Origin of the sequence: Sphingobium sp. SYK-6 (genome assembly GCF_000283515.1) — a bacterium.
In the GTDB taxonomy this organism is placed as follows: domain Bacteria; phylum Pseudomonadota; class Alphaproteobacteria; order Sphingomonadales; family Sphingomonadaceae; genus Sphingobium; species Sphingobium lignivorans.
Genome location: NC_015976.1, coordinates 727,756 through 751,631 on the forward strand (window position 1 = coordinate 727,756; position 23,876 = coordinate 751,631).

20 protein-coding genes and 1 other annotated feature are annotated in these 23,876 nt (G+C 66.6%); of the genes, 9 read left to right on the forward strand and 11 right to left on the reverse strand.

All coding sequences use genetic code 11. The features are described from left to right. Positions 1-14 precede the first annotated feature (14 nt). Complete coding sequence (locus SLG_RS03435; protein ID WP_014075024.1) at positions 15-443, forward strand: universal stress protein; 429 nt, start codon at positions 15-17, stop codon at positions 441-443. Positions 444-453: 10 nt separating this feature from the next. Here SLG_RS03435 and SLG_RS03440 read toward each other — a convergent pair whose 3' ends face one another. The 3 genes from SLG_RS03440 to SLG_RS03450 are packed head-to-tail and all read right to left on the reverse strand — an operon-like array spanning position 454 to position 2,716. Beyond that, a complete protein-coding gene (locus SLG_RS03440; protein WP_014075025.1) occupies positions 454-1,227 on the reverse strand; it encodes a ZIP family metal transporter in 774 nt (257 codons plus the stop codon). Further along, entirely contained in the window at positions 1,224-1,754 is a 531-nt protein-coding gene (locus SLG_RS03445; protein ID WP_014075026.1) for a DUF892 family protein, read from the reverse strand. Before SLG_RS03445 ends, SLG_RS03440 begins: the two co-directional genes overlap by 4 nt. 11 nt (positions 1,755-1,765) lie before the next feature. Beyond that, positions 1,766-2,716 (reverse strand): manganese catalase family protein, encoded by a 951-nt coding sequence (locus tag SLG_RS03450; RefSeq protein ID WP_014075027.1) that lies wholly within the window; start codon positions 2,714-2,716, stop codon positions 1,766-1,768. Positions 2,717-3,338: 622 nt separating this feature from the next. On the opposite strand from SLG_RS03450, the gene SLG_RS03460 reads away from it, so the two are divergent. Continuing rightward, complete coding sequence (locus SLG_RS03460) at positions 3,339-3,974, forward strand: Crp/Fnr family transcriptional regulator (protein ID WP_014075028.1); 636 nt, start codon at positions 3,339-3,341, stop codon at positions 3,972-3,974. Between the two features lie 21 nt (positions 3,975-3,995). Here SLG_RS03460 and SLG_RS03465 read toward each other — a convergent pair whose 3' ends face one another. The 3 genes from SLG_RS03465 to SLG_RS03475 are packed head-to-tail and all read right to left on the reverse strand — an operon-like array spanning position 3,996 to position 7,567. Then, positions 3,996-5,531: a TRAFs-binding domain-containing protein gene (locus SLG_RS03465; RefSeq protein WP_331386529.1), complete on the reverse strand. Its 1,536-nt coding sequence runs from the start codon at positions 5,529-5,531 to the stop codon at positions 3,996-3,998. Then, a complete protein-coding gene (locus tag SLG_RS03470) occupies positions 5,494-5,979 on the reverse strand; it encodes a nucleotide synthetase (protein WP_014075030.1) in 486 nt (161 codons plus the stop codon). The genes SLG_RS03465 and SLG_RS03470 overlap by 38 nt, the downstream gene beginning before the upstream one ends. Before the next feature lie 16 nt (positions 5,980-5,995). Continuing rightward, positions 5,996-7,567: a toll/interleukin-1 receptor domain-containing protein gene (locus tag SLG_RS03475; RefSeq protein ID WP_148276477.1), complete on the reverse strand. Its 1,572-nt coding sequence runs from the start codon at positions 7,565-7,567 to the stop codon at positions 5,996-5,998. Between the two features lie 282 nt (positions 7,568-7,849). Here SLG_RS03475 and SLG_RS03480 point away from each other — a divergent pair, with 282 nt between their 5' ends. Further along, entirely contained in the window at positions 7,850-9,250 is a 1,401-nt protein-coding gene (locus tag SLG_RS03480) for an aldehyde dehydrogenase (RefSeq protein WP_041391705.1), read from the forward strand. A 64-nt stretch (positions 9,251-9,314) separates the two neighbouring features. Here the strand turns inward: SLG_RS03480 and SLG_RS03485 are convergent, their stop codons facing one another. Both SLG_RS03485 and putA read right to left on the reverse strand, forming a co-directional pair. Further along, positions 9,315-10,328: a sensor histidine kinase gene (locus SLG_RS03485; protein ID WP_014075033.1), complete on the reverse strand. Its 1,014-nt coding sequence runs from the start codon at positions 10,326-10,328 to the stop codon at positions 9,315-9,317. 198 nt (positions 10,329-10,526) lie between these two features. Beyond that, positions 10,527-14,147, reverse strand: a complete 3,621-nt coding sequence (gene putA / locus SLG_RS03490) for a trifunctional transcriptional regulator/proline dehydrogenase/L-glutamate gamma-semialdehyde dehydrogenase (RefSeq protein WP_014075034.1) — start codon at positions 14,145-14,147, stop codon at positions 10,527-10,529. Between the two features lie 101 nt (positions 14,148-14,248). On the opposite strand from putA, the gene SLG_RS03495 reads away from it, so the two are divergent. From SLG_RS03495 to SLG_RS03505, 4 genes are all read left to right on the forward strand, one after another. Then, positions 14,249-14,737, forward strand: coding sequence for an Lrp/AsnC family transcriptional regulator (locus SLG_RS03495; RefSeq protein ID WP_014075035.1), 489 nt, complete (start codon positions 14,249-14,251; stop codon positions 14,735-14,737). Between the two features lie 722 nt (positions 14,738-15,459). Next, the gene (locus tag SLG_RS21235; RefSeq protein WP_014075038.1) at positions 15,460-15,669 is read left to right on the forward strand and encodes a hypothetical protein; all 210 of its coding nucleotides are present in this window, start codon (positions 15,460-15,462) and stop codon (positions 15,667-15,669) included. Next, on the forward strand, positions 15,666-15,899 hold the full coding sequence (locus SLG_RS03500) for a hypothetical protein (protein WP_014075039.1): 234 nt from the start codon (positions 15,666-15,668) through the stop codon (positions 15,897-15,899). The genes SLG_RS21235 and SLG_RS03500 overlap by 4 nt, the downstream gene beginning before the upstream one ends. 403 nt (positions 15,900-16,302) lie before the next feature. After that, positions 16,303-17,007: a spermidine synthase gene (locus tag SLG_RS03505; protein WP_014075040.1), complete on the forward strand. Its 705-nt coding sequence runs from the start codon at positions 16,303-16,305 to the stop codon at positions 17,005-17,007. Positions 17,008-17,101: 94 nt separating this feature from the next. Here SLG_RS03505 and SLG_RS03510 read toward each other — a convergent pair whose 3' ends face one another. Beyond that, on the reverse strand, positions 17,102-18,871 hold the full coding sequence (locus tag SLG_RS03510) for a tetratricopeptide repeat protein (RefSeq protein WP_148276479.1): 1,770 nt from the start codon (positions 18,869-18,871) through the stop codon (positions 17,102-17,104). Positions 18,872-18,981: 110 nt separating this feature from the next. Continuing rightward, complete coding sequence (locus SLG_RS03515) at positions 18,982-20,085, reverse strand: NADH:flavin oxidoreductase/NADH oxidase (protein WP_014075042.1); 1,104 nt, start codon at positions 20,083-20,085, stop codon at positions 18,982-18,984. Between the two features lie 239 nt (positions 20,086-20,324). Here SLG_RS03515 and SLG_RS03520 point away from each other — a divergent pair, with 239 nt between their 5' ends. Beyond that, positions 20,325-20,978 (forward strand): RBBP9/YdeN family alpha/beta hydrolase, encoded by a 654-nt coding sequence (locus SLG_RS03520; RefSeq protein WP_014075043.1) that lies wholly within the window; start codon positions 20,325-20,327, stop codon positions 20,976-20,978. Between the two features lie 137 nt (positions 20,979-21,115). Here SLG_RS03520 and SLG_RS03525 read toward each other — a convergent pair whose 3' ends face one another. Then, positions 21,116-21,862, reverse strand: a complete 747-nt coding sequence (locus SLG_RS03525; protein WP_014075044.1) for an SDR family NAD(P)-dependent oxidoreductase — start codon at positions 21,860-21,862, stop codon at positions 21,116-21,118. A 202-nt stretch (positions 21,863-22,064) separates the two neighbouring features. On the opposite strand from SLG_RS03525, the gene SLG_RS03530 reads away from it, so the two are divergent. Then, positions 22,065-23,657, forward strand: a complete 1,593-nt coding sequence (locus SLG_RS03530; protein WP_041392519.1) for an alpha-glucosidase — start codon at positions 22,065-22,067, stop codon at positions 23,655-23,657. Between the two features lie 117 nt (positions 23,658-23,774). Beyond that, positions 23,775-23,830 (forward strand) — a sequence feature (sul1 is cis-regulatory element that is thought to sense ions involved in sulfur or methionine metabolism; They are found in Alphaproteobacteria). Positions 23,831-23,876 lie beyond the last annotated feature (46 nt).

A 23,876-nucleotide genomic window follows, 5' to 3' on the forward strand; every position in this document is an offset into this window, starting at 1 on the left:
TGGAGGACAGATTGATGGACAGGATCATGGTGGCGACGGACGGCTCGGCGGGTGCCGACCGCGCGGTCGACATGGCGGCGCAGCTTGCGCGTGGATTGGAGGCGGATCTCGTGATCCTCACCGTCGCCGGGGAGCTGTCGGCGGAAGAGATGCGCCAGCTCAATCATGCCGAAACGGACATCGGCAGCGCTCTCGACAGCGCCGCCGAGCAGATCGTGGCGGCAGCGGTCGAGCGCGCCAGTGGAGCCGGCGTTGTCACCATTCATCACTGCTTTCTCTGGGGCGATCCGGCTGAAGCGATCCTGTCCGAAGCGGCACGCAGAGCCGTGGATCTCATCGTCCTCGGGCGGCGCGGTCGCGGTCGCCTCACCGGCCTGCTGCTCGGCAGCGTTTCCCAGAAACTCGCATCGCTGGCGCCTTGCCCGGTGCTGGTCGTGCCCTGACCCGGCCTTTTCAGGCGAGCGTCACGTCGAGGAAGATCATGATTGCAAGGCCAGCCATGAGCCAGGCCCTGCTCGTGCGGCCCTCGGGCCGGTCATGCATGTCGGGGATGATCTCGGCGGTCACGATGTAGATCATCGCGCCCGCTGCCGTGCCCAATGCCCATGGCAGGAAGGATTGCGCCACCGCCACGGCTGCGGCGCCCGCCATCCCGGCGATCGGCTCGGCGAGGCCGGACAGCAGGGCAATGAGGAAGGACAGGCCTCGCGAGAGCCCCAGGCTCATTGCCGCGCCTGCGACGGCGAGTCCCTCGGGGATGTTCTGAAGCCCGATCCCCAGCGCCGTGGTCATGCCGGCGGCATAGTTTCCACCGCCGAAGCTCACGGCCACGGCCATGCCTTCGGGGAAATTGTGCAGGGTTATCGCCGCGATGAACAGCCATATGCGCCGGCTTCGGGCATCGGCGAAGGATACCGGCCAGGGCCCGACGGCATGGAGTTTCGGGAGGGTCGCGCCGAGCACGCCCAGCGCCCCGGCACCGATGAGCACCGCGATCACCACGATGGCCGCAGCGGCAGGGCGCGTCGCGCCCAGCGCCTGCGCCTGCTCGATGCCCGGAATGATGAGCGAGAAGAAGGATGCGGCGAGCATGACGCCCGCCGCAAACCCCAACAGATTATGATGTTGTCCCTCGCTGGGTTTGAGCGCCAGGATGGCCAGCGCACCCAGGCCCGTGGCCAACCCGGCGACCAGGCTTGCGAGGCTGCCCGCCCAGAAAGGGCTCAATGGCCGGCCTGTTCGCCGGCCGCCCGCAGTGAAAGATATTTCGTCACCACGGCAGGGAGGGTTTCATCGAGGAAAGTGATCATGGCTTCCTCTTCACGCAGGGTCTCCTCCAGCAGCGGAATGGCCTCGCGATAGCCACCGGCCTCCGCCATGATGATGAGGGCCTTGTAGCTGGCTTTCTCGAAATTCTCGAAAGCCATGTTGGCGAAGCTGTTCTTGAGGATCTCGTCCGACGCGAAGCTGTGCGCCAGCGCGGCCAGTGAGCCGCCGATGCTCATGGTGATGTCCTTCACCGTCGAATGAGTCTCGCCGAGCGAAGCCAGGATGCGTTCCAGTCGCTCGACCTGATGTTCGGTCTCGCCGCGATGGCTCCTCAGGCGCTGTTCGACCTCGGCATATCGGGCAAGGTGCTCGATCTGCCGGTCCATGATCGAAAGTGCCTGCTGCTCCATTGCGTGAGCATTTTTGAGACCGACGACGAATTCATGTCGCAGCGCTTCGCTGCGGTCAGTCGCTTGCGTCGCCATTTCGTTGTTCCTCAGGATTTTGCGTCGCTCATTTTCTTCGCCTGCGCCATGTCCTTGGCGCCGCCGAGATCCTCGTCGGTGGTCTTGCCGGCACCGGGGGCGGCTCCAAGATCTGCGCCGGTCGTGGGATTGGCGTTGGGATCCGATTGCAGCCGCGCCATCATCGCCGCGGACCGCTTCATGTCCACGCTCGGGAGCTTGACGCTCGCCTGCCCGTCACCGCCATCGAGCGGCAGATTGGCCTCGACCTCGTCGATCCGCTCCCATTGCTCACCCGTGTTCCAGGGGCCGGTCGCATCGCCCTCGCCCTGCGAGGTGTTCACGTAGAGATTGGCGTAGGGCTCCAGTCCCGGCAGCTTGCCCGGCGGGAAGTTGTCCTTGATCGAGTACAGGGCTTTCTCGAAACTCTTCTGGTGAGCGATTTCGCGCGTCATCAGGAACCCCAGCGCATCCTTGATGCCAGGATCGTCGGTGATGTTGATCAGCCGCTCGTAGACGATCTTGGCCCGGCTTTCCGCGGCGATGTTGGACCGCAGGTCGCAGGTCGGGTCGCCACGGCTGTCGACATAGGCGGCCGTCCACGGCACGCCCGAGCTGTTGGTGAGTGCGGGGCCGCCGCCGTACAGGATCGATTGCGTATGGCTGTCGCCACCCGCGTTCAGCGACATGTAGAGTTCCGCTTCCTCAAGCGCGCCTTCGCTCATCGCGGCCTTGGCGCCCTTGTTCAGCATGGCGACGATCGACCCGATGACTTCCAGATGGCTGAGTTCCTCGGTCGCGATATCGAGCAACATGTCCTTTCGGCCCGGATCGTCTTCCGCCAGGCCCTGCGTGAAATAGCGCATGGCGGCTGCAAGCTCGCCATCCGGGCCGCCGAACTGCTCGAGCAGCATGGAGGCCAGGGCCGGGTTCGGCTCGGATACGCGAACGGTATATTGAAGGCGCTTGTTATGAAGGAACATCGTCTCGTCTCCTGGGGGTTGGGTAGGGGCGGTCGAGATTATGTGGTTCGGGAATGACAGAGGGCGCGGGTCGGCGAGGCCGCCAAGGCAGTGTGGCTGAAGCGACCGCTCAACAGCAGCGCCGAGGCTGTGCCGAGCGTATCGATATGTGCCGTGAGGTTCATGTCACCGACCAGGTCGGCCAATCCGGCCACGGCTCCCGCAATGACGATCGCGACTCCGCACAAACGCCGGACGGTCCATATCTCCTGCCGCACCGTTGCTCTCCCGCTGTTGTCCCATGCAGGAGGAAGGAGTTTTCGGGGGTGGAAGTTCCGCATGAAGCGGCAGCGCAATAACCTGCTTTATCGGAGCGTCCCGTGCGGGGTGGCCCTGGACAGGCCCTCGTCGAAAAAATGGCCCGACAACCAGAGTTGCCGGGCCAAAGTTATAGGTAGCCGGTGAGCCACCTTCGGGTCGCAGGTGGAGAGCTAGCAGATTTTTCCGCCGGGGAGCGTGACGGAGATCACGGCCTCGTTTTGCAGTCGCTCGTCAGCAGGCGGTTTCACGCAGGGCCGGAAGTGCGCTATGCGCTGGAAAGCTAGTCGGGGAGCGGCATCCATTGGAGATTGAGGAGCAAATCATGGCCGTCGGGGCCATCTTGCAGTGCGATGAGGCAACCGCGCGCCTCCTCCTCGCCGACGCGCTTTGCCATGTCCGCGTGGCCGCTAAGGAAGTGCTCGCGCAGCAGGGCGCTGCACTCGATCACAACTGGCTGGTGGTTGATGGTCGCGTGCGGGTCCAGACCTTGCGAATGGATGGGCAATGGCAGCAACTGGCCCAGCATGGGCCGGGCGAATTCTTCGGGGCCTATCCTGCCGCAACCACGTGCAGGGGCGAGATCGTCGCGGTGGATGACTGCCATCTTCTCCGCGCCGAGGCCCGGACGATCGCCGCACTCGCGGCGAAACATGCGCAGATCGGGGCCGCTCTGGCGATTCTGCTTGCACGGCAGCTCGACAGGGCCCTCGATCGCATGGCCGCGCGAACCACATACAGCGCTGCCGGGCGAGTCTATGCCTTGCTGATGGAACTGGCCGACGAGGACAATCGGATCTCGCCGCCGCCTCAGGTCACGACTCTGGCCCTCAGCGCCAACACGACAAGGGAGACAGCCTCCCGGGCGATCGCCATCCTCTCCCGCCGTGGCATCATCAGCAGGGATGATGACGCGATCATCATCCTCGCGCCGCGCATGCTCCGCGACATGATCAACTGAGCTTGCGGGGCCGGAGGCGGCTCAAGCGGCGCCGGAGAGCGAAAACAGCCGAATCGGGATGTCACCGAACTGCGTCACCAGTTCGCCGGCCGCTTCGAAATGATGGCCGGGCGCGCACAGGTCGAGCGCGAAGGCACCGGGCGCCGCCGCACAGATCGTTCCCTGCGGCGCACGGCAGGCAAGCAGGCTCGCAATCTCGGCGAGCTCCTGTTCATCATCGTCCTTCCTGTCGACGACGTGATATACGAGGCCGAGGGAGTTTTCCGGGGCGCTACGCAGGAAGGTCGTGGCGATTTCGATGGCGTGACCCAGATCGTCGAAGTCCATCAGCCACACATCCTGCACGAACCGTGGGCGATTGCCTGACGTCCGTTCGAGATCGGCCGGAAAGGCTTCGGTGGAAGCCAGGATGGCGCGTCTTCGGCCCGTGTCCAGCGTCGCGAGCATCGAAGCCGGAGATTCCCGGTCGATCGCGAGGTCATAAACGGGGAGTCCCCGGCGTCGCCAGACCGCTTCCGATGCCTTCACCTGATCCGTCGAGCGTCGCAGGCGCAGCGCAACCGCCTTGCTTGCGAGCGAATGGGCGTGGCGGATCGCCAGCCCCATGGCCATCTCCTCGGCCAGCGTGACGGCCGCATCCGACAGGCGCGTGATCCCGCCCAGCGTCTCCACAGCGTCGGCGGCCTCGATCAGCGTATCGAAGCGTCGCGCCCACTGATCGCCGAAGGGGATGACCGAGGATTCGCGAAAGAGATCGACCGGGCCGGGCAGCACGACATGCAGCCGGGCCCCGCGCGCCAGCACCATTTCGCCGATCAGAATGTCCGAGCCGGCGGCGAGCGCGCCAAATGCGAAGCCGGGCCGTATCTGGTCGAGCATCGCTTCCACGACGTCGCGGATACCCTCTTCCTGAACCGGCAGGTGGATGATGCCACTGAAATGCAGGCATACCGGAGGACGCAAATGATCGAAAAGATCATTCGCGGCGTTCGCCTGCTGGAGGATCAGCTGCAGCTGGCGGATAGTGGCTGCATGGTCCTCCCAGGCCTGGGGCGCTCTGGCGACGGCGGCCTCCAGAGCGGTGACGCCTCCGGGAATGTCTCCCAGCAGCAGCAAGGCCTCGGCCCGGGTCGCCCCCAGCCAGTATGCCGTTTCCGGTTCGTAGTCGCCGCTCTCGAGAACGGCCAGCGTTTGCTGCGCCAGCATCTGCGCGCGCTCGGGCTTGCCATTGAGGAAGGCGATCGTCGCTGCGTTGATGAGAGGATATGTGGCGCGCCGGTTGCCCGCGGCGCGCATATAGGCAGCCTCGGCCTCGTCAAAATAGCGCGTACGGTCCTCGCCGGCGCTCCTGAGGGCCCGATCCTTCAGGAGTCGCCCGCGCAGGCTCAGCGCGTCGGCCTCGTCGGAGTTCAACCAGCCCGCGGCCTCGAACATGCGCCACGCACGAAGCGTGTCGCCTGTTCGGGCCGTTTGCCTGATCTGGGAGAGGCTGAACAGGGTCAGGACCTTTCGTTTCCGGTCAGCTCGGGATCGGCGGGGGATTCTTGATGTCCGGATCGATGGTCAGTGCCGTCCACTTGGGTTGCCGCTGATCGTCGAACCCGCGAAACAGATCCACATTAACATTGAAACCATGAATTGTCCCGGCCTGGCCGCCGTTATTGTATCGCGCATGAAATGAAACCATACGATATCGACCCGTCTTACGGTCATACTGCTCGTAAGTGAGGCCGCCATAGAAAGAAGCCAGCTCGGTCTTGGTCGTGATGCCGTCCAGATCCTTGGAGAAAAAGATCTGGTCACCATGCAGGACGATTTCCACGAAACAATCCTCGGTGATGGTGATGAAGTCCTGACCCGGACATCCAGCCTGCTCGAACTCCAGGACAACGGCCCCGTCCTTGGCGCCGAGCGTGATGTCGAACCGCACCTTGTTTGTGGTCGAGGCCGCCTCCGGCGGCGCGAAGGGAGCAAGCTGCTTCTGAACATAGCTGGGGCCGTACATTCGTGTCTCCTGGTTCCTATTGTTCGAACTTGGTCCGCCACACCCGCCAATCATTATTCTCGGGATCCGTCGAGATCAGGTTGTCCGCCAGCTTCAGCGCTTCCTCCCTCATTTCGGTCGCTTTCTGGTGTTGTCCCAGAGACTGAAGAAGGCTGGACGTCGAGTAGCGGGCGAGCATCCAGTCCTGAAGGAAGGAGGCGTTGCGGGGATCCTGCCTCAGCAACTCTTCAATAATGGTTGATTGCTTCAGTCTCTCGGCGAGCGCTTCTTCATCGCGCCCCGTCAGATGCAGGGCATCGGCGAGCCAGGCATGGCGATTGGCGAGATCGGCCTGGATGCCCTGGTCTTCCGGCTGGGAGCGGGCCACCCGCTCCATGGTTTCCAGCGCGCTCCGGCAAGCCTGAAGATCTTCGCTGGGTTTTGCCAGCGCGATGGCGACCGCGCAGATATTCCCGTCCGCATAGGCCAGCTCGCGCTGGTAGCTCATGTTGTCCGGCGCGAGCCGGATCAACTCGCGGGCATAGTTCCGATAGGTGGTGAAGCCCCTCATGGCGTCCGAATGGCGTTGCCGAACGAAATCGAGATAGGCGAGCCAGAATTCGCTCTGGGCATGGGCGTAGATCCGAAGCGGGTCCTCCGGCGCGGAGCTGAGCAGGGCGCTTGTCACCCTGTGCGCTTCCCGGAACTTGGCCTGTGCCGCGCGGGTGTCCCCTCGGCGCTGATCGTCCTCGCCCATCGCGTGCAATATGCGCGCGCGCCGCTCGAGGGATGCCGTCGGCAGCGCCGCCAGATCCGTCTGCTCCCCGTAATAAGCGAGGGCGCGCTCGTTCACGGACCGAAGCACGTCGAGGCGACCGACGCCCTTCAGCCTGTCCCGCAAGTCAGTCAGCATGAACTCGACCAGACCCTCTGCCTGATAACGCGCTCTTTCTGCCTCCCGCCGGGCATTGGCTACATAAACAAGCATCAACGCCATGAATATCACGACCAGCAGAAACAGAAGCGTGACGGCGATCACGCGTTGCAGTTGCCGCTGCGCTTCCCGCTGGAGCAGTTGGTCGAGCGCCAGGCCTGTCAGGCCGGCGACGACCTTCAGTCGGGCGAGCTTGGGACCGTCCTGATTCTTGCGAAAATCGGCGGCGACCGGCTCACGGGCGATGCCCTGCTCGTCCGGCGCCAGCAAGGCGTCGGGGAAGCTCTCTTCCGGCTCGCCGTCCAGCAGGGCCGCGATGACGGGACGGTCGGGATGCAGGTCCCGAAAATAGCTGATCTCGGCGTTGACCCATCTGGAGCCTTTCGCAGCCGGGGAGCACAGGACCAGCAACGTTTCGGACGCTGCCAGCGCTTGCCTGACCTCGGCATTGAGATCGCTGGCCGCCGGCAGCTCGAGGCGATCGCGAAAAATGGGGGTGAGCCGGCCTTCTACGGTGCCGCGGCTTGTCTTCTGGCCTTGGAGCCGCTTCGGGATCCTGTAGCGTTCGAGCCATTTGTGCAGCTTCTGGGCAATCGCTTCGTCGCTATGGCTGTAGCTGATGAAAGCGCGATAGGTCTTCGGGCGGAGATCACTCTCGGAAAGGGAACTGGCCATGAATTTCCGTCTTGCCCCCATTTGTGCCCTGCGCGAACCGGGCAGCCCCGGTTACTGGCCCGCCTTCGCAGCTGCACGTCCCCGGGCCAGATGCGCCCGGCGCTGCCTCCCGGTCAAGTCGACATTCCCCCTCACGGTCAAGCGGGGCGGGCATCCAGTGCAGCAATGCCGGCCGACATGACAATTCCCATGCCTTCACACTGGACTTGAGCGGGAGTCGCGGCAAGAAGGTCCCCGTCAATGGACTCAGCGCGGATCGCGCCAGACCAGGAGAGAGACAGAATGGAATTTACCCGGCTTAACCCCATGACCGGCGAAGTCGCTTCGTCGGCGCCCGCGCTCAAGGCGGGTGACATTCCCGCGATCGCCCGCAAGGCCCGCGAAGGCTTCACCGCCTGGTCGGTGATGGGCCCCAATGCGCGCCGCGCCGTGCTGATGAAAGCCGCGACGGCGCTGGAAGCCCGCGCGGACGCGTTCGTCGATGCGATGATGGGAGAGATCGGCGCCACCAAGGGCTGGGCTCTGTTCAATCTCGGACTGGCGGCCAGCATGGTGCGCGAGGCAGCGGCCCTGACGACGCAGATCAATGGCGAAGTCATCCCCTCCGACAAGCCCGGCTGCCTCGCCATGGCGCTGCGCGAACCGGTGGGCGTCATTCTCGGCATCGCGCCCTGGAATGCGCCGATCATCCTCGGCGTGCGCGCCATCGCCGTGCCGCTGGCTTGCGGCAACAGCGTGATCCTGAAGGCGAGCGAGACCTGCCCGCGCACCCATGCCCTCATCATCGAGGCATTCGCAGATGCGGGGTTCCCCGAGGGAGTCGTCAACGTCGTCACCAATGCGCCAGCCGATGCGGGCGAAGTGGTCGGCGCGCTGATCGACGCGCCGGAAGTCAAGCGGATCAATTTCACCGGCTCCACCGGGGTCGGCAAGATCATCGCCAAGCGTGCCGCCGAGCATCTCAAGCCCGTGCTGCTGGAGCTGGGTGGCAAAGCCCCGCTCATTGTCCTGGAGGACGCCGATCTGGATGAAGCCGTCAAGGCGGCCGCCTTCGGCGCTTTCATGAACCAGGGGCAGATCTGCATGTCCACGGAGCGGATCATCGTGGTGGATGCGGTGGCCGACGAATTCGCCGCCCGGTTCAAGGCAAAGGTTTCGGCCATGCCTGTTGGCGATCCCCGGCAGGGAAGCACGCCGCTGGGAGCGGTCGTCGACACCAAGACTGTCGCGCATTGCCTGTCCTTGATCGAGGATGCGCTTGGAAAGGGCGCGGAGCAGCTGACGGGCGGCGAGACGACGCAGAATGTGCTGATGCCGGCGCATGTGATCGACCGCGTCACGCCCGACATGAAGCTCTTCCGGGACGAGAGCTTCGGTCCTGTCGTGGGGATCATCCGCGCACGCGACGCCGAGCATGCGATCGAACTGGCCAACGACACCGAATATGGTCTCTCGGCCTCGGTCTTCACGCGCGACACGGCCAAGGGCCTCAGCGTCGCCCGGCGGATCGAATCCGGGATCTGCCATGTCAACGGGCCGACGGTCCATGACGAGGCGCAGATGCCCTTCGGCGGCGTGAAGGCTTCGGGCTATGGTCGTTTCGGCGGCAAGGCCGGCATCGACAGCTTCACGGAGCTGCGCTGGATCACCATCGAGACCCAGCCGGGACATTTCCCGATCTGAGGGCGTCGCGCGGCCGGCTCATCGAGCCGGTCGCGTCCGCAGCTGCCTGGTCGCTCTCGCGCGCTCAGGGACGGCTGATCAGGTCCAGACGCCGACCGCTCTGCGAGACGGTCACCTCATGGCGTGCGCCGGCTTGCGCTGCCAGGGCTTCGAAGAGGGAGCCGCCAAGGCCGCTCCCCGACGTCGCTGCCTTCGTCATGTGACTGGCTCCGCCAACGCCATCATCCATGATGGCAAGCTGCCAACCATTCTCCGTGACAACCAGCGTGACACGCACGGTGCCGGCCCGACCTTCCGGAAAAGCGTGCTTGGCGCAATTGGTCAGTGCCTCGTTGAGATAAAGCCCCACGGCTACGGCGGCCTTGCCCGGAAGCGAGACGTCCGTAAGCGCGCTTTCGATGGCGATGCGCTCGCTGAACAGGCCTTCGCTGAAGCGCTCGAGAAGCCGTGCGAGATAGGGCTTCATGGCAACCTCGCTGCTTTCCCCCGGGCTGGCTTCGAGCTGGGTGTAGGCATCCGCGAAGATATGAATGCGCTTTATGGCATCGTCGAGCGCGAGGCCGACCTCCGGAGAGGTTGATTGCCGGCGCTGGAACTCCAGAAGGCTGGCGACCATGGCGAAGTTGTTGCGGGTGCGATGCTCGATTTCCCGCAGGAGCATCTGCCGCCGGGCAAGCTCGGTCTCCCGTTCCAGGGCCAGGCGATCGACATGCGCGCGGAAAGTCTCCGTCAGGAACAGAAGAATGAAGCCGATCAGCCCCACTGTGAGCGCGCGCGCGCCATCCGTGAGAGGAAGAACCTGATAGACAGCCTGATTGGGAAGGATGAAAAGCCAGATCCCGAGAATGCCTGAGGCCATCGCGACCGTGCCGGCCAGCCAGCGTCCGTAGAGCGTCGCCAAGACGATGGCCGGAAGAAGCCAGGCGAAGGGAGCCGGAAGCCTCGTTGTCGATCCGATAAGCCGCATGCACGCGATCAGCAGCGCTGCGCAGCCCACCCCGAACAGGACCCGTGCGAGGCGTTGCGTGTGGCGATGCGCGAAATATCGACCGATGTCGTGCTTTGCGAGGCGATGCATGTTTCTCCCGCCCCCTGCATGACCAGCCGGCTTGACTACCCGGCAGCCAGGGCCGCTGGGGATGCCAGCCTACAGGCGAAGCGAGGCTTTGCGCAATATGAAGCGCGCCGTGCAAGCCGGCAATTCCCACACGCATGTTAGCGGCCCATCAGATTGGCTGATCGATATCCGCACCTGCTGCCTTTCAGGGCAGCGCGATCACGCGATCGTCATCAGGCTCGCATTGCCGCCCGAAGCGGTGGTGTTGACCGATGTCGAGACTTCCTCGACCAGCCAGTCCAGTCGATAGACGGGCCCTCCGGCACAGGCGGCCGGGCTGGCGCCTTGCGGCAGCATAACGGCGCCCGGGCGCGCGGCGATCTCCGCCAGAGCAGCGCTCAGGCGCTCGGCCTCGCCCTCGATGAGGGCGCCGCCAAACGCGTCCTGCGCGCTGGCGGACAGGCGGGTCGCGACGCCGGGCGGCAGATCGGCCGGCAGCGACATGCCCTCGACACGGCCCTTGTTACCTGTCGCGAGAATGGCGGCGATCTGCTGGTAGAGGCCGTTGGTCGTCGCGGGCATCAGCAGGATGGCGCCACGCGGATGCAGCGCATAGACATTGGTCTCGCCGACGGGGCCGGGCAATTCCGTTTCCAGTCCAAGCGGTGATCGCGCGCCATAATCCCGCGCGACGGCGGCGGCCGAGGTCTCCCCCCGATTGTCCAGCCAGGCAATGAAGGCCGCAAGGGCCGGATCGGGCCGCGCAAGCGCGGGCGGCAATGCCTGCGGATTGCCCTGCACCATGCGGCCGAGATAGAGCGGCCCGCCAGCCTTGGGGCCGGTGCCCGACAGGCCCCGTCCGCCAAAGGGCTGCACGCCCACCACGGCGCCGATGATGTTGCGGTTCACATAATGATTGCCCGCCCGCACGCGGGACGTGACATGCGCGATGGTTTCCTCAAGCCGCGTGTGCAGGCCGAAGGTCAGGCCATAGCCGGTGGCGTTGATGGCATCGATCAGCCGGTCGAGATCGGCGCGCTGGTAGCGGATCACATGCAGCACCGGACCGAAGACCTCGCGGGTAAGATCCGTGATGTCGTCCAGCTCGATGATGGTGGGCGGCACGAACGTGCCGTGGGCGGTCTCCTGCGGCAGCGGAAGCTGCTCGACCGTCCGTCCCCGCGCGCGCATGGCGTCGATATGCTCTTCGATGCCGGCCTTGGCCTGCGCCGTGATGACCGGGCCGATATCGATGGCCAGCGCATCGGTGCGGCCGACGCGCAGTTCCTGAAGAGCGCCCTTCAACATCGTCAGCGTGCGGTCGGCGATATCGTCCTGCAGGCAGAGGATGCGCAGGGCGGAGCAACGCTGGCCCGCGCTGTCAAAAGCCGAGGCAATGACATCGGCCACGACCTGCTCGGGGAGCGCGGAACTGTCCACGATCATGGCGTTCTGGCCGCCGGTTTCGGCAATGAACGGGATCGGCCGGCCGGCCGGAGAAAGGCGCTGGGCAAGCGTGGCCTGGATGAGCCGGGCAACTTCCGTCGAACCGGTGAACATGACGCCGGCGGTCTCCGGGGTCGCGACGAGCGCCGCGCCAACCGCGCCGTCCCCGGGGATGAGCTGGAGCGCATCGGCGGGAACCCCCGCCTCATGCAGGATGCGCACGGCCTCCGCCGCGATCAGCGGCGTTTCCTCCGCCGGCTTGGCGAGCACGGGATTGCCCGCGACCAGCGCGGCCGCGATCTGGCCCGTGAAGATGGCGAGCGGGAAATTCCACGGAGAGATGCAGACGACCGGGCCGAGCGGCGGCATGTCGGGCGCCAGGGTCGCGCGCGCCTGCTGGGCGTAATAGCGCAGGAAATCGATCGCCTCGCGCACTTCGGCAATGGCGTTCGGCGCGGACTTGCCCGCTTCCCGCATGATGAGGCCGAGGAGGACCGGCATGCGTGCCTGCAGCGCATCGGCGGCCTTTTCCAGAGGGGCGGCGCGCTCGGCGACGGATATGTTCGCCCATGGGCTGGCGGCGGCGCGGGCGACGGCGGCGGCCGCATCCTCGGGCGCCATCTCGACCACGCTGCCCACGACATCGCGATGGTCCGCCGGATTGACGACTTTCCGTTCCGTGCCCCTGCCGTCCGCTGGGGCAGCGGTCCATGGCATGGCGGCACTGTCCAGCAACGCGCGGGAGAGCGAGGCAAGCTGGCTCTCGTCGCTCAGGTCCAGCCCGGCGGAGTTGAGCCGGTCAGGGAACAGGCCGGAGGGCGGGGCGATCTGGTCGTGCCGGGCGCCGGGTATCGGCATGGCGGCCACTTCCGCCACGGGATCGGCGATCAGGGCCTCGACCGGCACGCGAGGGTCCGCGATGCGGTTGACGAAGCTCGAGTTCGCGCCGTTCTCCAGCAGGCGACGAACGAGATAGGCCAGCAGCGTCTCATGGGTGCCGACCGGTGCGTAGATGCGGCAGGGACGGTCCAGCTTGCCCGCGCCGACCACCTCCTCATAAAGCGGCTCGCCCATGCCGTGCAGGCACTGGAACTCATAGTCGCCAAGCGTGAACTCCGGCCCGGCCATGTGATAGATCGTCGCGAGCGACTGGGCATTGTGCGTGGCGAATTGCGGGAAGATCACGTCCCGCGCCGCCAGCAGCTTTGCCGCGCAGGCGACATAGGCGACGTCGGTGTGGACCTTGCGGGTATAGACGGGAAAGTCCGGCAGGCCGTCCACCTGCGCCCGCTTGATCTCCGCGTCCCAATAGGCGCCCTTGACGAGACGGACCATGAGGCGGCGATTGGCACGGCGCGCCAGATCGATGATCCAGTCGATCACGAAGGGGCAGCGCTTGCCATAGGCCTGGACGACGAAGCCCAGGCCGTTCCAGCCCGCCAGTTCGGGATCGAGCGCAAGGCTCTCCAGCAAGTCGAGCGAAAGTTCGAGCCGGTCGGCTTCTTCGGCATCGATGTTGAGACCGATGTCATAGGAGCGGGCCAGCGCGGCAAGCGCCTTCACCCGGGGCAGCAGCTCGGTCATGACGCGGTCGGCCTGCGCGCGGGCATAGCGCGGATGGATGGCCGACAATTTGATGGAAATGCCATTGCCGGCATAGACGCCCCGGCCGGCCGCGGCCTTGCCGATGGCGTGGATCGCCTGCTCATAGTCGCGCATGTAGCGGGCGGCGTCCTCTGCCGTCGCGGCGGCCTCGCCCAGCATGTCGAAGCTGTAGGTGAAGCCCTTCGCGTTGAGCTTTCCGGCCCGCCGGAGCGCTTCCCCGATGGTTTCGCCGGTCACGAACTGCTCGCCCATCATGCGCATGGCGATGTCGACGCCCTTGCGCACCACCGGCTCGCCGGCGCGCGCGACGAGGCGAGTGAGTGCGGCGGAGAGGCTGCCGTCATGCACCGGGTCGACCAGCTTCCCCGTGACGACCAGTCCCCAGGTCGCGGCATTCACGAACAGCGAGCGCCCGCCGCCCAGATGCGAGGCCCAGTCGCCGGGGGCGATCTTGTCGCGGATCAGCGCGTCGCGGGTCGCGGCATCCGGGATGCGCAGCAGCGCTTCGGCCAGGCACATGAGCGCCACGCCTTCCTGGCTGGAAAGCGCATATTCCTGCACCAGTCCCTCGACGCCGCTGCCTTTGTGCTTGGCGCGCAGGCGGGTGATGAGCATGCGGGCGGTCTGGGCCGCGGCGGCCGCGACGGGCTGCGGCAGAGTCGCGGCGGGAAGCAGGGCGGCGATGCACTCCGGCTCCGGGCGGCGATAGGCGGCGGTGATGGCCTGGCGGAGAGGGGACTGATCGCGGACGGGGGGCGCGAAAGCGGCGAAGGGGGCGGTGTAGGACATGGACAATCTAGTACAGCAGTCTCGACTTTTTCGCATGCCTGATTATGACGCTGGGATTGGGCATATCGCCTGATTATCGGCAGCTTGATAGGCAAGAAGCTATGAGAAGTCCTGAACAGCAGGCGAATCTTGATGCATTCGACCGCAAGATACTGGACATTCTCCTGCGCGACGGGCGCATTCCCATCACCGAGCTCGCCGCGCAGGTCGGCCTCTCCAAGACGCCCTGCCAGAACCGCGTGAGGAAACTGCAGGAGACCGGCGTCATCCGCGGTTACCGGGCGATCATCGATCCGCGCCGGCTCGGCCTCGATCATGTTGCCTTCACCGAAGTGAAGCTCTCCGACACCCGCGAGGCCGCGCTGGAGGAGTTCAACCGGGCGGTCCGTCGGATCCCGGAAGTCGAGGAATGCCACATGATCGCGAGCAACTTCGACTATCTCCTCAAGGTCCGCACTGCCGATATCCGCCGTTATCGCATCGTGCTGGGCGAAAAGATCTCCAGCCTGCCGCATGTCGCCAGCACGTCGACCTATGTGGCGATGGAGACCGTGCTGGACACGAGCAGCCCATCCGCGCGCCAGAGCTGATCTCACGCAGGGCCTTGCGTTGGAGTGGAAGGCTGGTGCGAGCCGGCTTGTCCCAAAGCAGGACATGCCCGGGGGCGACGACATTGACCGTGGCGCTGGTTGTGGAATCATCGGCCCCGGTTCAGCGATGAGTCGTCATGGACTGGCCCGACCGGGGGAACAATGCTGCAAGAAGGCCATCGGCTGCCGGCCGATGCGCACTGATTATGTGGGAGGAGGCGGGCGCGCTTGTCGCGTCCGCCTTTTGTTCGGCCGGGGCTGCAGATCGACCGGCGCTTTCGCGGCTCTGGCAAGGCGGCGTGGACAAAATCGCAAACCTTGAGGATGCCGGAAGTGCGCTTTCAGCCATTCTCGTTGGTCATCCCGGGCTTGCCCCGGGACCCCGCTTCTTCAAGCTCCCCAAAGTGGTTGGACCCGGCGATCTTCAAGGCAGCGGGCTCCCGGATCAGGGTCCGGGAGGACGTCGTGCATGAAGAGATGTGGTGGCCGCCATGACCTCGGGATTTGTCCATGCCGCCTTGGCGCGTGCGGCGCTGCGAGGTGACGCGCCGGGCTCGGGGGCGACAGGCCACGGCGCCTTGCCGCGGGCCGAGCGGCACGAATTGCGGCGACAACAAGCGGCGCTTGTGCCATAAGGCCGCATTGCCGCGAACCCGCTCCGCAAGCTTTCGCCGCAACTGAGAGACCATCCGCGCTCCCGCTTGCTGATCGGGACATGCCTGATGGAAGATTTCAATGGACTTTTACACGACCAGCAGCTCGCGCTGCTGCGAGCCCAGTTCTCCGACTGCGGCCAGAGCCGCCGGAAATTGCGCGAGACGGCGCGGGCGATCGGGCGCCGGATAGCGGCCCATCCCTACGCAGTGAACGGCCTTCCTGGGCCGCAGAAGCAGCTCGGCGGCCGCCGCATCCTCGGGGTTTCGTTCGCATGAGCCGCGCGATCGCCATCAACGCTTCCGTGGCGGAAGTGACCGACTATTGCGCCAAGCAGGATCTGGGCATCTCCGTGATCGAGCCGCTGACATCGGGGGGCACGCGGGTCGTGCTCAACAATGTGCCGGACACCGAAGCCCTTCGGCGGGGCATGAAAGCGCGGGTGATCGAGACGCCGGTGGTGCGGTCCTCGCTGTATGTCTGCCGGATGCCGAAATCCTATCTCTAGGGCTAATCGACATTCAGCGCTGGCGGCCTGCAAATGGCGGTTTTCCGGGCTTCCGGTGCTCACGTACCTTGAGTACGCGGCGCTCCGGGTCCCGAGAAACCACCATTTTCGCCACGCCATCATCTAAATGTCGATCAACCCCAAACCGCAGGGGCGGCGCCCGTTTCGCGTGCAATCGCGGACCGGTCGCCGCAATTGCCTTGTCTCCCCGCCTCCAACCTGCGCATGGGCGATGCGTATCGCCGCTTGATGAAGGCCATCCGGCTGACGCCGCGCGCAATATCAACCTGACAGGACGATTGATGAGCCAGTTGTGCAGAGCCGGCCGCCGGCGCCGTTGCGCCATTCATGCCAGGCCGAAGGGGGCCTTGCCTGCATTTTCCCTCGTGACGGCGGGCGTCGCATGAGCAGTGCGCCCGGCAATCTGGCAGAGGCCAGCACGCTGCCGGTCGAGCTGATCGACACGGCGGAGATTCCCGGCGGCGGCCAGTTGCTGCTGCGGCAATGCGGCAAGGATTTCGCGATCGAATATGGCGACATCCAGCTCATGGTGAGCTGGGCCAGCCGATCCGAGCGGGCGCTGGCGACGCTGGCCTGCCAGCGCATCGCCACGCCGGACAGCCGGATGCTGATCGGCGGGCTGGGCATGGGCTTCACGCTCGTCGCCGCGCTTGCCGCCTTGCCCGCCAGCGCCCGCATCGTCGTGGCGGAACTGGTGCCCGCCGTGCTCGAATGGGCGAAGGGGCCGCTGGCGCATCTGTTCGGCGACGCGCTGCAGGACGAGCGCGTGACGGTGACGATCCGCGACGTGTACGACCTGATCGTCCATTCCCATGAGGATTTCGACGCGATCCTGATGGATGTCGACAACGGGCCGGACGGACTCATCCATGTGCCTAACGACCGGATCTATTCCCGGGAAGGGCTCGCCATGTGCCACGCCGCGCTGCGGCCCGGCGGCGTTCTGGCGATCTGGTCGGGCTATCCCGATCCCGGCTTTGCCGACGAGCTGGAGGATGCCGGCTTCATCGTGGAGGAAATCAGCATGCGCACCGGCGAGAACGGCCGGGGCGACAAGCACGTCATCTGGCTCGCAACGCGCGAGTAGGGCACGCCGCCGGCCTGACGCGCGCACCGGGCCGGAACGGTCCGGGTGGGCAGGGCGAGGATCAAGGCAGCGGGCAAAGGCAGCAGTCAGCGCGTCACAGGCGATCCATGCGGAGCCAGCGCCTGTCCCCCTGCCATGCCTTGCCGAGCGCCTGTTTTGCCGCGGCCGCCTCCAGCCGGTGGCCTTGCGAGGCTTCGCTGCGCATGAGGCCGTAGAGCGCCCAGCCATTGCCCGGCGTCTGCACCAGCGCGGCGCGGAAGGCGTCGGCCGCCTCGTCATGGCGCCCGGCCCGGAACAGGGCGGCGCCGAGCGACTGGCTGACCGGATAATACCAGTAGGATGGCTCGGTGTAGGGCAATGTCGCCTCGATGGCGATGGCCCGGCGATAATGGTCCGCGGCGTCGCCATGGCGCCCCTGCGCATCGGCGAAGCGGCCTTGCGCCACGGCCTGGGCGAGCGCCAGCAGATCGGGCGCGGGGACGTCCTGCGCGACCATGTCCGCGAAGGCATCGGATGCGGACCATCGGGCAAGCGCCGCCATTTCGCGATCGAAGCCTTTCCGGTCCTGCATCCGGGCAAAGGCGATCGCACGCGCATAATGCCGCATGGCAACGGCATAAGGCAGCCGCGCGTCGCCCTCGGGCAAGGCAAGGATCGCGCGCGCTTCCGCGAACTGGGCATAGGCCTGATAGGGCGCCGCATCGATCAGCTGGATCCAGGCGATCCTGGCCGATGTCGCCGGATCGAGCACGGCGCGCAGCCGCTTCGCTTCCCGGATGGCGGTCGCCATGTCGCCGCTCATCTGGGCCGAAGTGACGATGAAATGGATATTGTGGGGATAATAGCCGTAGCGCACGAGGCTCCGGTCGTCCGTATCGCGGATGAAGGCTTCGTCTGCCCGGACGGCGGCGACGTTCACCCGGATCGACTCCGCATAACGCCCCCGCCGCGCATAGATGTGGCCGGGCATGTGGACCAGATGACCCGCGCTTGGCGCGCGCGGGCTGGCGAGCCGGTCGGCGGCCGCCTCGGCACGCGCCGGATCGCTGGCTTCCATGAGATGGATGTAGAGATGCGCCGCCTGGACATGCGCGGGATCGCGCTGCAGCACGGCCTCGACCAGACGGACGGCTTCCCCGGCGCGGCCGATGGGCGTGCGCTTGTCGGCTTCCCAGTAATTCCAGGGCGTGGTGTCCATGGCCGCTTCGGCGGCGAGCAGGGCGATATCGTCATTGGCGGGGAACGCCCGGGCGACGGCGAGCATCGCATCGGCATAAGCGGCATCCAGTGCCGCGCGATCGGCCCCGGCATCGGGCGAATAACGCTGGGCGAGCGCTTCGATCAGGGCCCGCTCATGTGGCGCGGTACGCGTGCGCAGCGCCATGGCCTTCTCGATCGCCGCCAGTGCTGCCGGCCGGTCGCGTTCCTCCATCGGCGCATTGATATTGGGGCCGAGCGCCACGGCCTCGCCCCACCAGCACATCGCGCAATCCGGATCCAGCCGCTGCGCCTCGCGGAACGAGCGCACGGCGCCGGCATGATTGAACCCGTAAGTGAGCAGCAGGCCCTGGCTGAAATAACGCTGCGCCTCGGGAGCGGCGGTCGTGACCCGGAAGGGCGATGTCGCCAGATCGGAATAGAGGGGAATGGGCCCGAGCTGGTCCATCGGCGCCGCGACTGCCGCGGCGATGAGCAACTCGCGAGCAAGCGCCGTGCCCACGGCCCGGGAGCCGCACATGAACGCGGCGAGGCGCCCGGGATCGAGCGCTGCCAATATCGCAGGCGAGATATGCGGCGCATGAGCCGAGCCAGCGAGGGTGAGCGCCGTTCCCCCCAGGACGCAGGCCTTCCAGAACCTCTTCATCCGCCTTTCCCCCGCGGAAGACGCCGTGCCGCGTTCCACGGCTGGGGGATAATACATGATTCAGGGGGTGCGGGATAGCGCTGCGCTCACCGCCCGGCCCGGCCGATGCGTCAGCTTCCGAACAGCGTGGGATAACGGCGGGGCTGGCAGCGCAGATATTGCGGCGGAGCCGTGACTTGCGCGCCCAGATGCGCGGCGGCGTGCCAGGGCCAGCGCGGATCGTAGAGAATGGCGCGGGCGATGGCGACGAGGTCCGCATCGCCCGTCCCGACAATGGCTTCGGCATGCTCGAAATCGGTGATGAGGCCGACGGCCACGACCGGCATGGCAACGGCCTGCTTCACTGCGCGGGCCAGCGGCACCTGATAACCGGGGCCGACGGGGATGGCCTGGCGCGGATCGAGCCCGCCGCTGGAGACATGGATCGCCGCGCAGCCGCGCGCTTCGAGCGCCTGCGCGAAAGCGACGGTCTGCTCGCTCGTCCAGCCGCCTTCCACCCAGTCCGTGCCGGACACGCGGACCGTCACCGGCCGGTCGGCCGGGAAAGCGGCGCGCACGGCATCGAACACTTCCAGCGGGAAGCGCATGCGGTTCTCGAGGCTGCCGCCATAATCGTCATCGCGCCGGTTGGAGAGGGGCGAGAGGAACTGGTGCAGCAGATAGCCATGCGCCGCGTGGATCTGCACCGCATCGATGCCGATGCGCGCCGCGCGCCGGGCCGACTCCGCAAAGGCATCGCGCACGCGGGCCAGCCCCTCCCGGTCGAGCGCGAGCGGTGGCGTCTGGCCCTCGGCGAACGCGAGAGGCGAGGGGGCCTGCGTCTGCCAACCATTGGGATCGGTGGGCGGCAACTGGTGACCGCCCTTCCACGGCACTTCCGTCGAGGCCTTGCGCCCGGCATGGGCAAGCTGGACCGCCACCGGCATGTCCGACCAGCGGCGGATGCTCTCCAGCGTGCGCGCCATCGCCGCCTCGGTCTCGTCATTCCACAAGCCCACATCGGCATGGCTGATGCGGCCTTCCGGCACCACGGCCGTCGCCTCGATGGTGAGGAGCGCCGCGCCGGACATGGCAAGCTGCCCCAGATGGATGAGATGCCAATCGGTCATGCAGCCATCCACCGCCGAATATTGGCACATCGGCGCAATGACGATGCGGTTGCGCAGCGGCAGGGCGCCGACGGACAGGGGCGTGAACAACGCGGCCTTTGACATGGGCATTCCTCGAAAGAACGGGATGAGGGCTCACAGATGGTGGCGCGGCGCGAGCAGGGCAAGATGCGCGGCAACATGACCCGCGAGGCGGCCCGAGGCCCGACAATGCCGTCAGCCGTGGCGCAGGCGCGGCGAGGCGGACTTGTCAATTGAAGAAGTAGACATTAGCTTCAGATCATGGCCGGAACGTATGCCGAGTCGACTGGTCGCCATGCCCCCTTACACAAGGAGACTGACCAATGGCCCATGCATCAGACCGCGCGGCGCGCACGCCGCTCATCCTGACCGTCCCCGGACTGGGCAATAGCGGCCCGACCCACTGGCAAAGCATCTGGGAACGCGAGCTCGAGGATTGCGCGCGCGCCGAACTGGGAAGCTGGGAGAAGCCGAATCGCAACGGCTGGGCGAACCAGCTCAACCTTGCCATCCGCCGCGCCGGGCGGCCGGTGATCCTCGTCGCGCACAGCCTCGGCTGCCACGCCGTTGCCTGGTGGGCGGCGCTGGAGCGGCCCGCTTATGGCGAACCGGTGATCGGCGCGCTGCTGGTGGCTCCGCCGGAAGTGGACGTCGCGCCGACGGACAGCCGGCTCAAGCCTTTCGGTCCCGCGCCGCGCGGCCCGCTGCCTTTCCCCTCGATCGTGGTGGGCAGCCATGACGATCCCTATATCCGCATGCATCGTGCGCGACGACTGGCGCAGTTCTGGGGCAGCCGCTTCGCCGATGCCGGCGCGGTGGGCCACATCAATGCCGCCTCGGGGCTCGGCGCGTGGCCGTTCGGCCAGTTCCTGCTGCGCACGCTGCAACGCGCCGGCACGGATGCGCAGCGGGCGGAGGCGGGACCAGTCCCGCACATTCCGGTAGACGACGCGCCGGGGATCGATCTGTCGATCTGACCGTTCAACCTTTGCCTCTCCGTGGAGAGGCCGGGAAGGGATCGCGGCCCCGATGAACCACGCTCCCAAAGCTCTACTTGTCCTGGTCGTGAGCCCTTCCCACATTTTCCTCATGGTGCACGCGCGTAGACGCGCTCTCAAAGCTCCACGCAGCCGCCATCCACATAGAGATCGATGCCGGTGATGAAGCTCGCCTCTTCCGACGCGAGGAAGAGCACCGGGCGCGCGATTTCCTCCGGCGTGCCCATGCGCTTCATCGGCACCGCCTGCGTCATGATCTCGCGCAGGCCCGGCACGGCCTCGGCCGGGACGCCGCCGGTGCGGTTGATGATCGGCGTCTCGGTGGGGCCGGGGCTCACCATGTTGACGCGGATGCCGCGCCCGACCAGCTCCGCCGCCAGCGTGCGGGCAGCGGCGCGCAGGCCCGCCTTGGCCGTCGCGTAGATCACATTGCCCGGCACGGTGGCGACGGAGCCGATCGAGCCGGTGATGACGATGGCGCCGCCCTTGCCCATCAGCGGCAGCGCTTCCTGCACCGCGAAGAAGCAGCCGCGCAGATTGACATTGTGGACCTCGTCCCACTGCGCGGGCGTCACCTCCGCGACGGGCGCGAAGGTGCCGATGCCGGCATTGACGAACAGTATGTCCAGCCTGCCATGCGCCTCCCGGATCGCGGCGAGCGCCTGCGCCCCGCTGCCGACCTGCGCGATATCCGCCTGGAAGCCGCGCGCGCCGGGGATGGCGGACACGGTCTCGTCGATCGTCGCCTGCGCGCGGCCGGTGAGGAAGACATGGGCGCCTTCCGCCGCGAATGCCTGCGCCGCGGCACGCCCGATGCCGCTGTTGCCGCCGATCACCAGCACGGCCTTGTCCCTGAATCGCATGCGCCTCTCCTACATCTTGTGACGCCGTTCTAGAGGGCGGGGAAGGACGCGCTCAAGCCCCGTTCCACGCCCGATTGCACAGGGCGGCGCAACGATGCAGTCTGCGGCCATGAATCACCCCGCGCCCGCCCGTCCGCCCGCTTCTTCCGCCGCCGCCGATGAAGCCCGGAGCCTCCCCGTCAGCCAGCGCGAGCCGGCCGCCATGCCGTGGTGGCTGGGCGCAGTGATCTACCAGATCTATCCCCGCAGTTTCGCGGACAGCAATGGCGATGGCGTGGGCGACCTGCCCGGCATCACCGCGCGGCTCGACCATGTGGCGGGGCTGGGCGTGGACGCCATCTGGCTCTCGCCCTTCTTCACCTCGCCGATGCGCGACTTCGGCTATGACGTGGCGGATTATTGCGATGTCGATCCGCTGTTCGGGACGCTCGCCGATTTCGACGCGCTGGTGGCGCGGGCGCATGCGCTGGGCCTGCGCGTCATCATCGACCAGGTGTTCGCGCACACGTCCGACCGGCACCCATGGTTCATGGCGAGCCGCGCGAGCCGCGACGGGGATCATGCCGACTGGTACGTCTGGGCGGACGCGAAGCCGGACGGCTCGCCGCCGTCCAACTGGCAAAGCGTGTTCGGTGGCCCCGCCTGGACATGGGACGCGCGCCGGCGGCAATATTATTTCCACAATTTCCTCAAGGAACAGCCCCAGCTCAACGGGCATAATCCGCATGTGCAGCAGGCGCTGCTCGATGTCGCGCGCTTCTGGCTGGAGCGGGGCGTGGACGGCTTCCGGCTCGATGCGCTCAACTTCCTGATGCACGATCCGCGATTGCGCCCCAATCCGCCGCATCCCGATCCGGCCGTGGCGCGCAACCGCCCGTTCGATTTCCAGCGCCGCGTGCACAATCAGGGGCATCGGCACATTCCCCGCTTCATCGAGCGGGTGCGGGCGCTGATGGACGAATATGACGACCGCTTCACTGTCGCGGAGATCGGCGGGGATGATGCGCTGCGCGAGATGAAGCTCTACACGCGCGGCGCTGGGCGGCTGAACACCAGCTATGGCTTCGATTTCCTCTATGCGCCCGCGCTGACGCCCGGCGCCGTCGCCGGGGCGCTCGGGCAATGGCCGGACGGGGCGGACACGGGCTGGCCGAGCTGGGCCTTCGAGAACCACGATGCGCCGCGCGCCGTCACCCGCTGGCTGCCCGAGGACGCGGACGAGACGGCGCGTGCGCGCTTCGCCGCGATGAAGATGCTGCTGCTGCTCTGCCTGCGGGGCAACATCTTCCTCTATCAGGGCGAGGAGCTGGGCCTCACGCAGGTGGACATCGCCTTCGAGGACCTGCAGGACCCCGAGGCGATCGCCAACTGGCCGCTCACGCTGAGCCGCGACGGCGCGCGCACGCCGATGCCCTGGCAAGGCGATGCGCCGCACTGCGGCTTCTCCACCGCCCGGCCTTGGCTGCCGCTGGGGCCCGACCATGCCGCGCTGGCGGTCGACGCGCAGGCGCGCGACCCCGCTTCGCTGCTGCATCTCACCCGCCGGCTGCTCGCCTTTCGCAAGGACCATCCCGCGCTGCGCTGGGGCGCCATCCGCTTCCGTCGCGCCGCCGGCAATGTGCTGCTCTTCGAGCGCAGCTTCGGCGAGAAGCGCCTGCTCTGCCTCTTCAACATGGGTGAGGCGCCGGCGCCCTGGCCCGCCACCGCCCCCCGCGACGCTGCCCCGCTGACCAGCGTAGGCGGCGCGGGGCAAGGGGAACTGCCGGGCTGGTCGGGCTGCGTGATCGCGCTCTGAGGGGCGCTGGCGCAGCGGTGCCGGCCTGACGACAGGGCCCAGAGAGGCTGCCTCGTTTCCGAAAGCCCTTGCTTCCCCTTGCGCGCGCAGCGCCTGGGGCTATGACGCGCTTATTCGCATGGACCCGGTGAAAATCCGGGTGGCTATTCCGGCCGCCGATCCGCCGGACAACATCACACATGAAACATAACCCCGCGTCCCCATCCGGACGCCATGTGC

Bases quoted from the DNA above. Each gene is read 5' to 3' on its own strand.
- SLG_RS03435 (WP_014075024.1), top strand. From the start codon at position 15: ATGGACAGGATCATGGTGGCGACGGACGGCTCGGCGGGTGCCGACCGC.
- SLG_RS03445 (WP_014075026.1), bottom strand. From the start codon at position 1,754: ATGGCGACGCAAGCGACTGACCGCAGCGAAGCGCTGCGACATGAATTC.
- SLG_RS03450 (WP_014075027.1), bottom strand. From the start codon at position 2,716: ATGTTCCTTCATAACAAGCGCCTTCAATATACCGTTCGCGTATCCGAG.
- SLG_RS03460 (WP_014075028.1), top strand. From the start codon at position 3,339: ATGGCCGTCGGGGCCATCTTGCAGTGCGATGAGGCAACCGCGCGCCTC.
- SLG_RS03470 (WP_014075030.1), bottom strand. From the start codon at position 5,979: ATGTACGGCCCCAGCTATGTTCAGAAGCAGCTTGCTCCCTTCGCGCCG.
- SLG_RS03475 (WP_148276477.1), bottom strand. From the start codon at position 7,567: ATGGCCAGTTCCCTTTCCGAGAGTGATCTCCGCCCGAAGACCTATCGC.
- SLG_RS03480 (WP_041391705.1), top strand. From the start codon at position 7,850: ATGGAATTTACCCGGCTTAACCCCATGACCGGCGAAGTCGCTTCGTCG.
- SLG_RS03485 (WP_014075033.1), bottom strand. From the start codon at position 10,328: ATGCATCGCCTCGCAAAGCACGACATCGGTCGATATTTCGCGCATCGC.
- putA (WP_014075034.1), bottom strand. From the start codon at position 14,147: ATGTCCTACACCGCCCCCTTCGCCGCTTTCGCGCCCCCCGTCCGCGAT.
- SLG_RS03495 (WP_014075035.1), top strand. From the start codon at position 14,249: ATGAGAAGTCCTGAACAGCAGGCGAATCTTGATGCATTCGACCGCAAG.
- SLG_RS21235 (WP_014075038.1), top strand. From the start codon at position 15,460: ATGGAAGATTTCAATGGACTTTTACACGACCAGCAGCTCGCGCTGCTG.
- SLG_RS03500 (WP_014075039.1), top strand. From the start codon at position 15,666: ATGAGCCGCGCGATCGCCATCAACGCTTCCGTGGCGGAAGTGACCGAC.
- SLG_RS03505 (WP_014075040.1), top strand. From the start codon at position 16,303: ATGAGCAGTGCGCCCGGCAATCTGGCAGAGGCCAGCACGCTGCCGGTC.
- SLG_RS03510 (WP_148276479.1), bottom strand. From the start codon at position 18,871: ATGAAGAGGTTCTGGAAGGCCTGCGTCCTGGGGGGAACGGCGCTCACC.
- SLG_RS03515 (WP_014075042.1), bottom strand. From the start codon at position 20,085: ATGTCAAAGGCCGCGTTGTTCACGCCCCTGTCCGTCGGCGCCCTGCCG.
- SLG_RS03520 (WP_014075043.1), top strand. From the start codon at position 20,325: ATGGCCCATGCATCAGACCGCGCGGCGCGCACGCCGCTCATCCTGACC.
- SLG_RS03525 (WP_014075044.1), bottom strand. From the start codon at position 21,862: ATGCGATTCAGGGACAAGGCCGTGCTGGTGATCGGCGGCAACAGCGGC.
- SLG_RS03530 (WP_041392519.1), top strand. From the start codon at position 22,065: ATGCCGTGGTGGCTGGGCGCAGTGATCTACCAGATCTATCCCCGCAGT.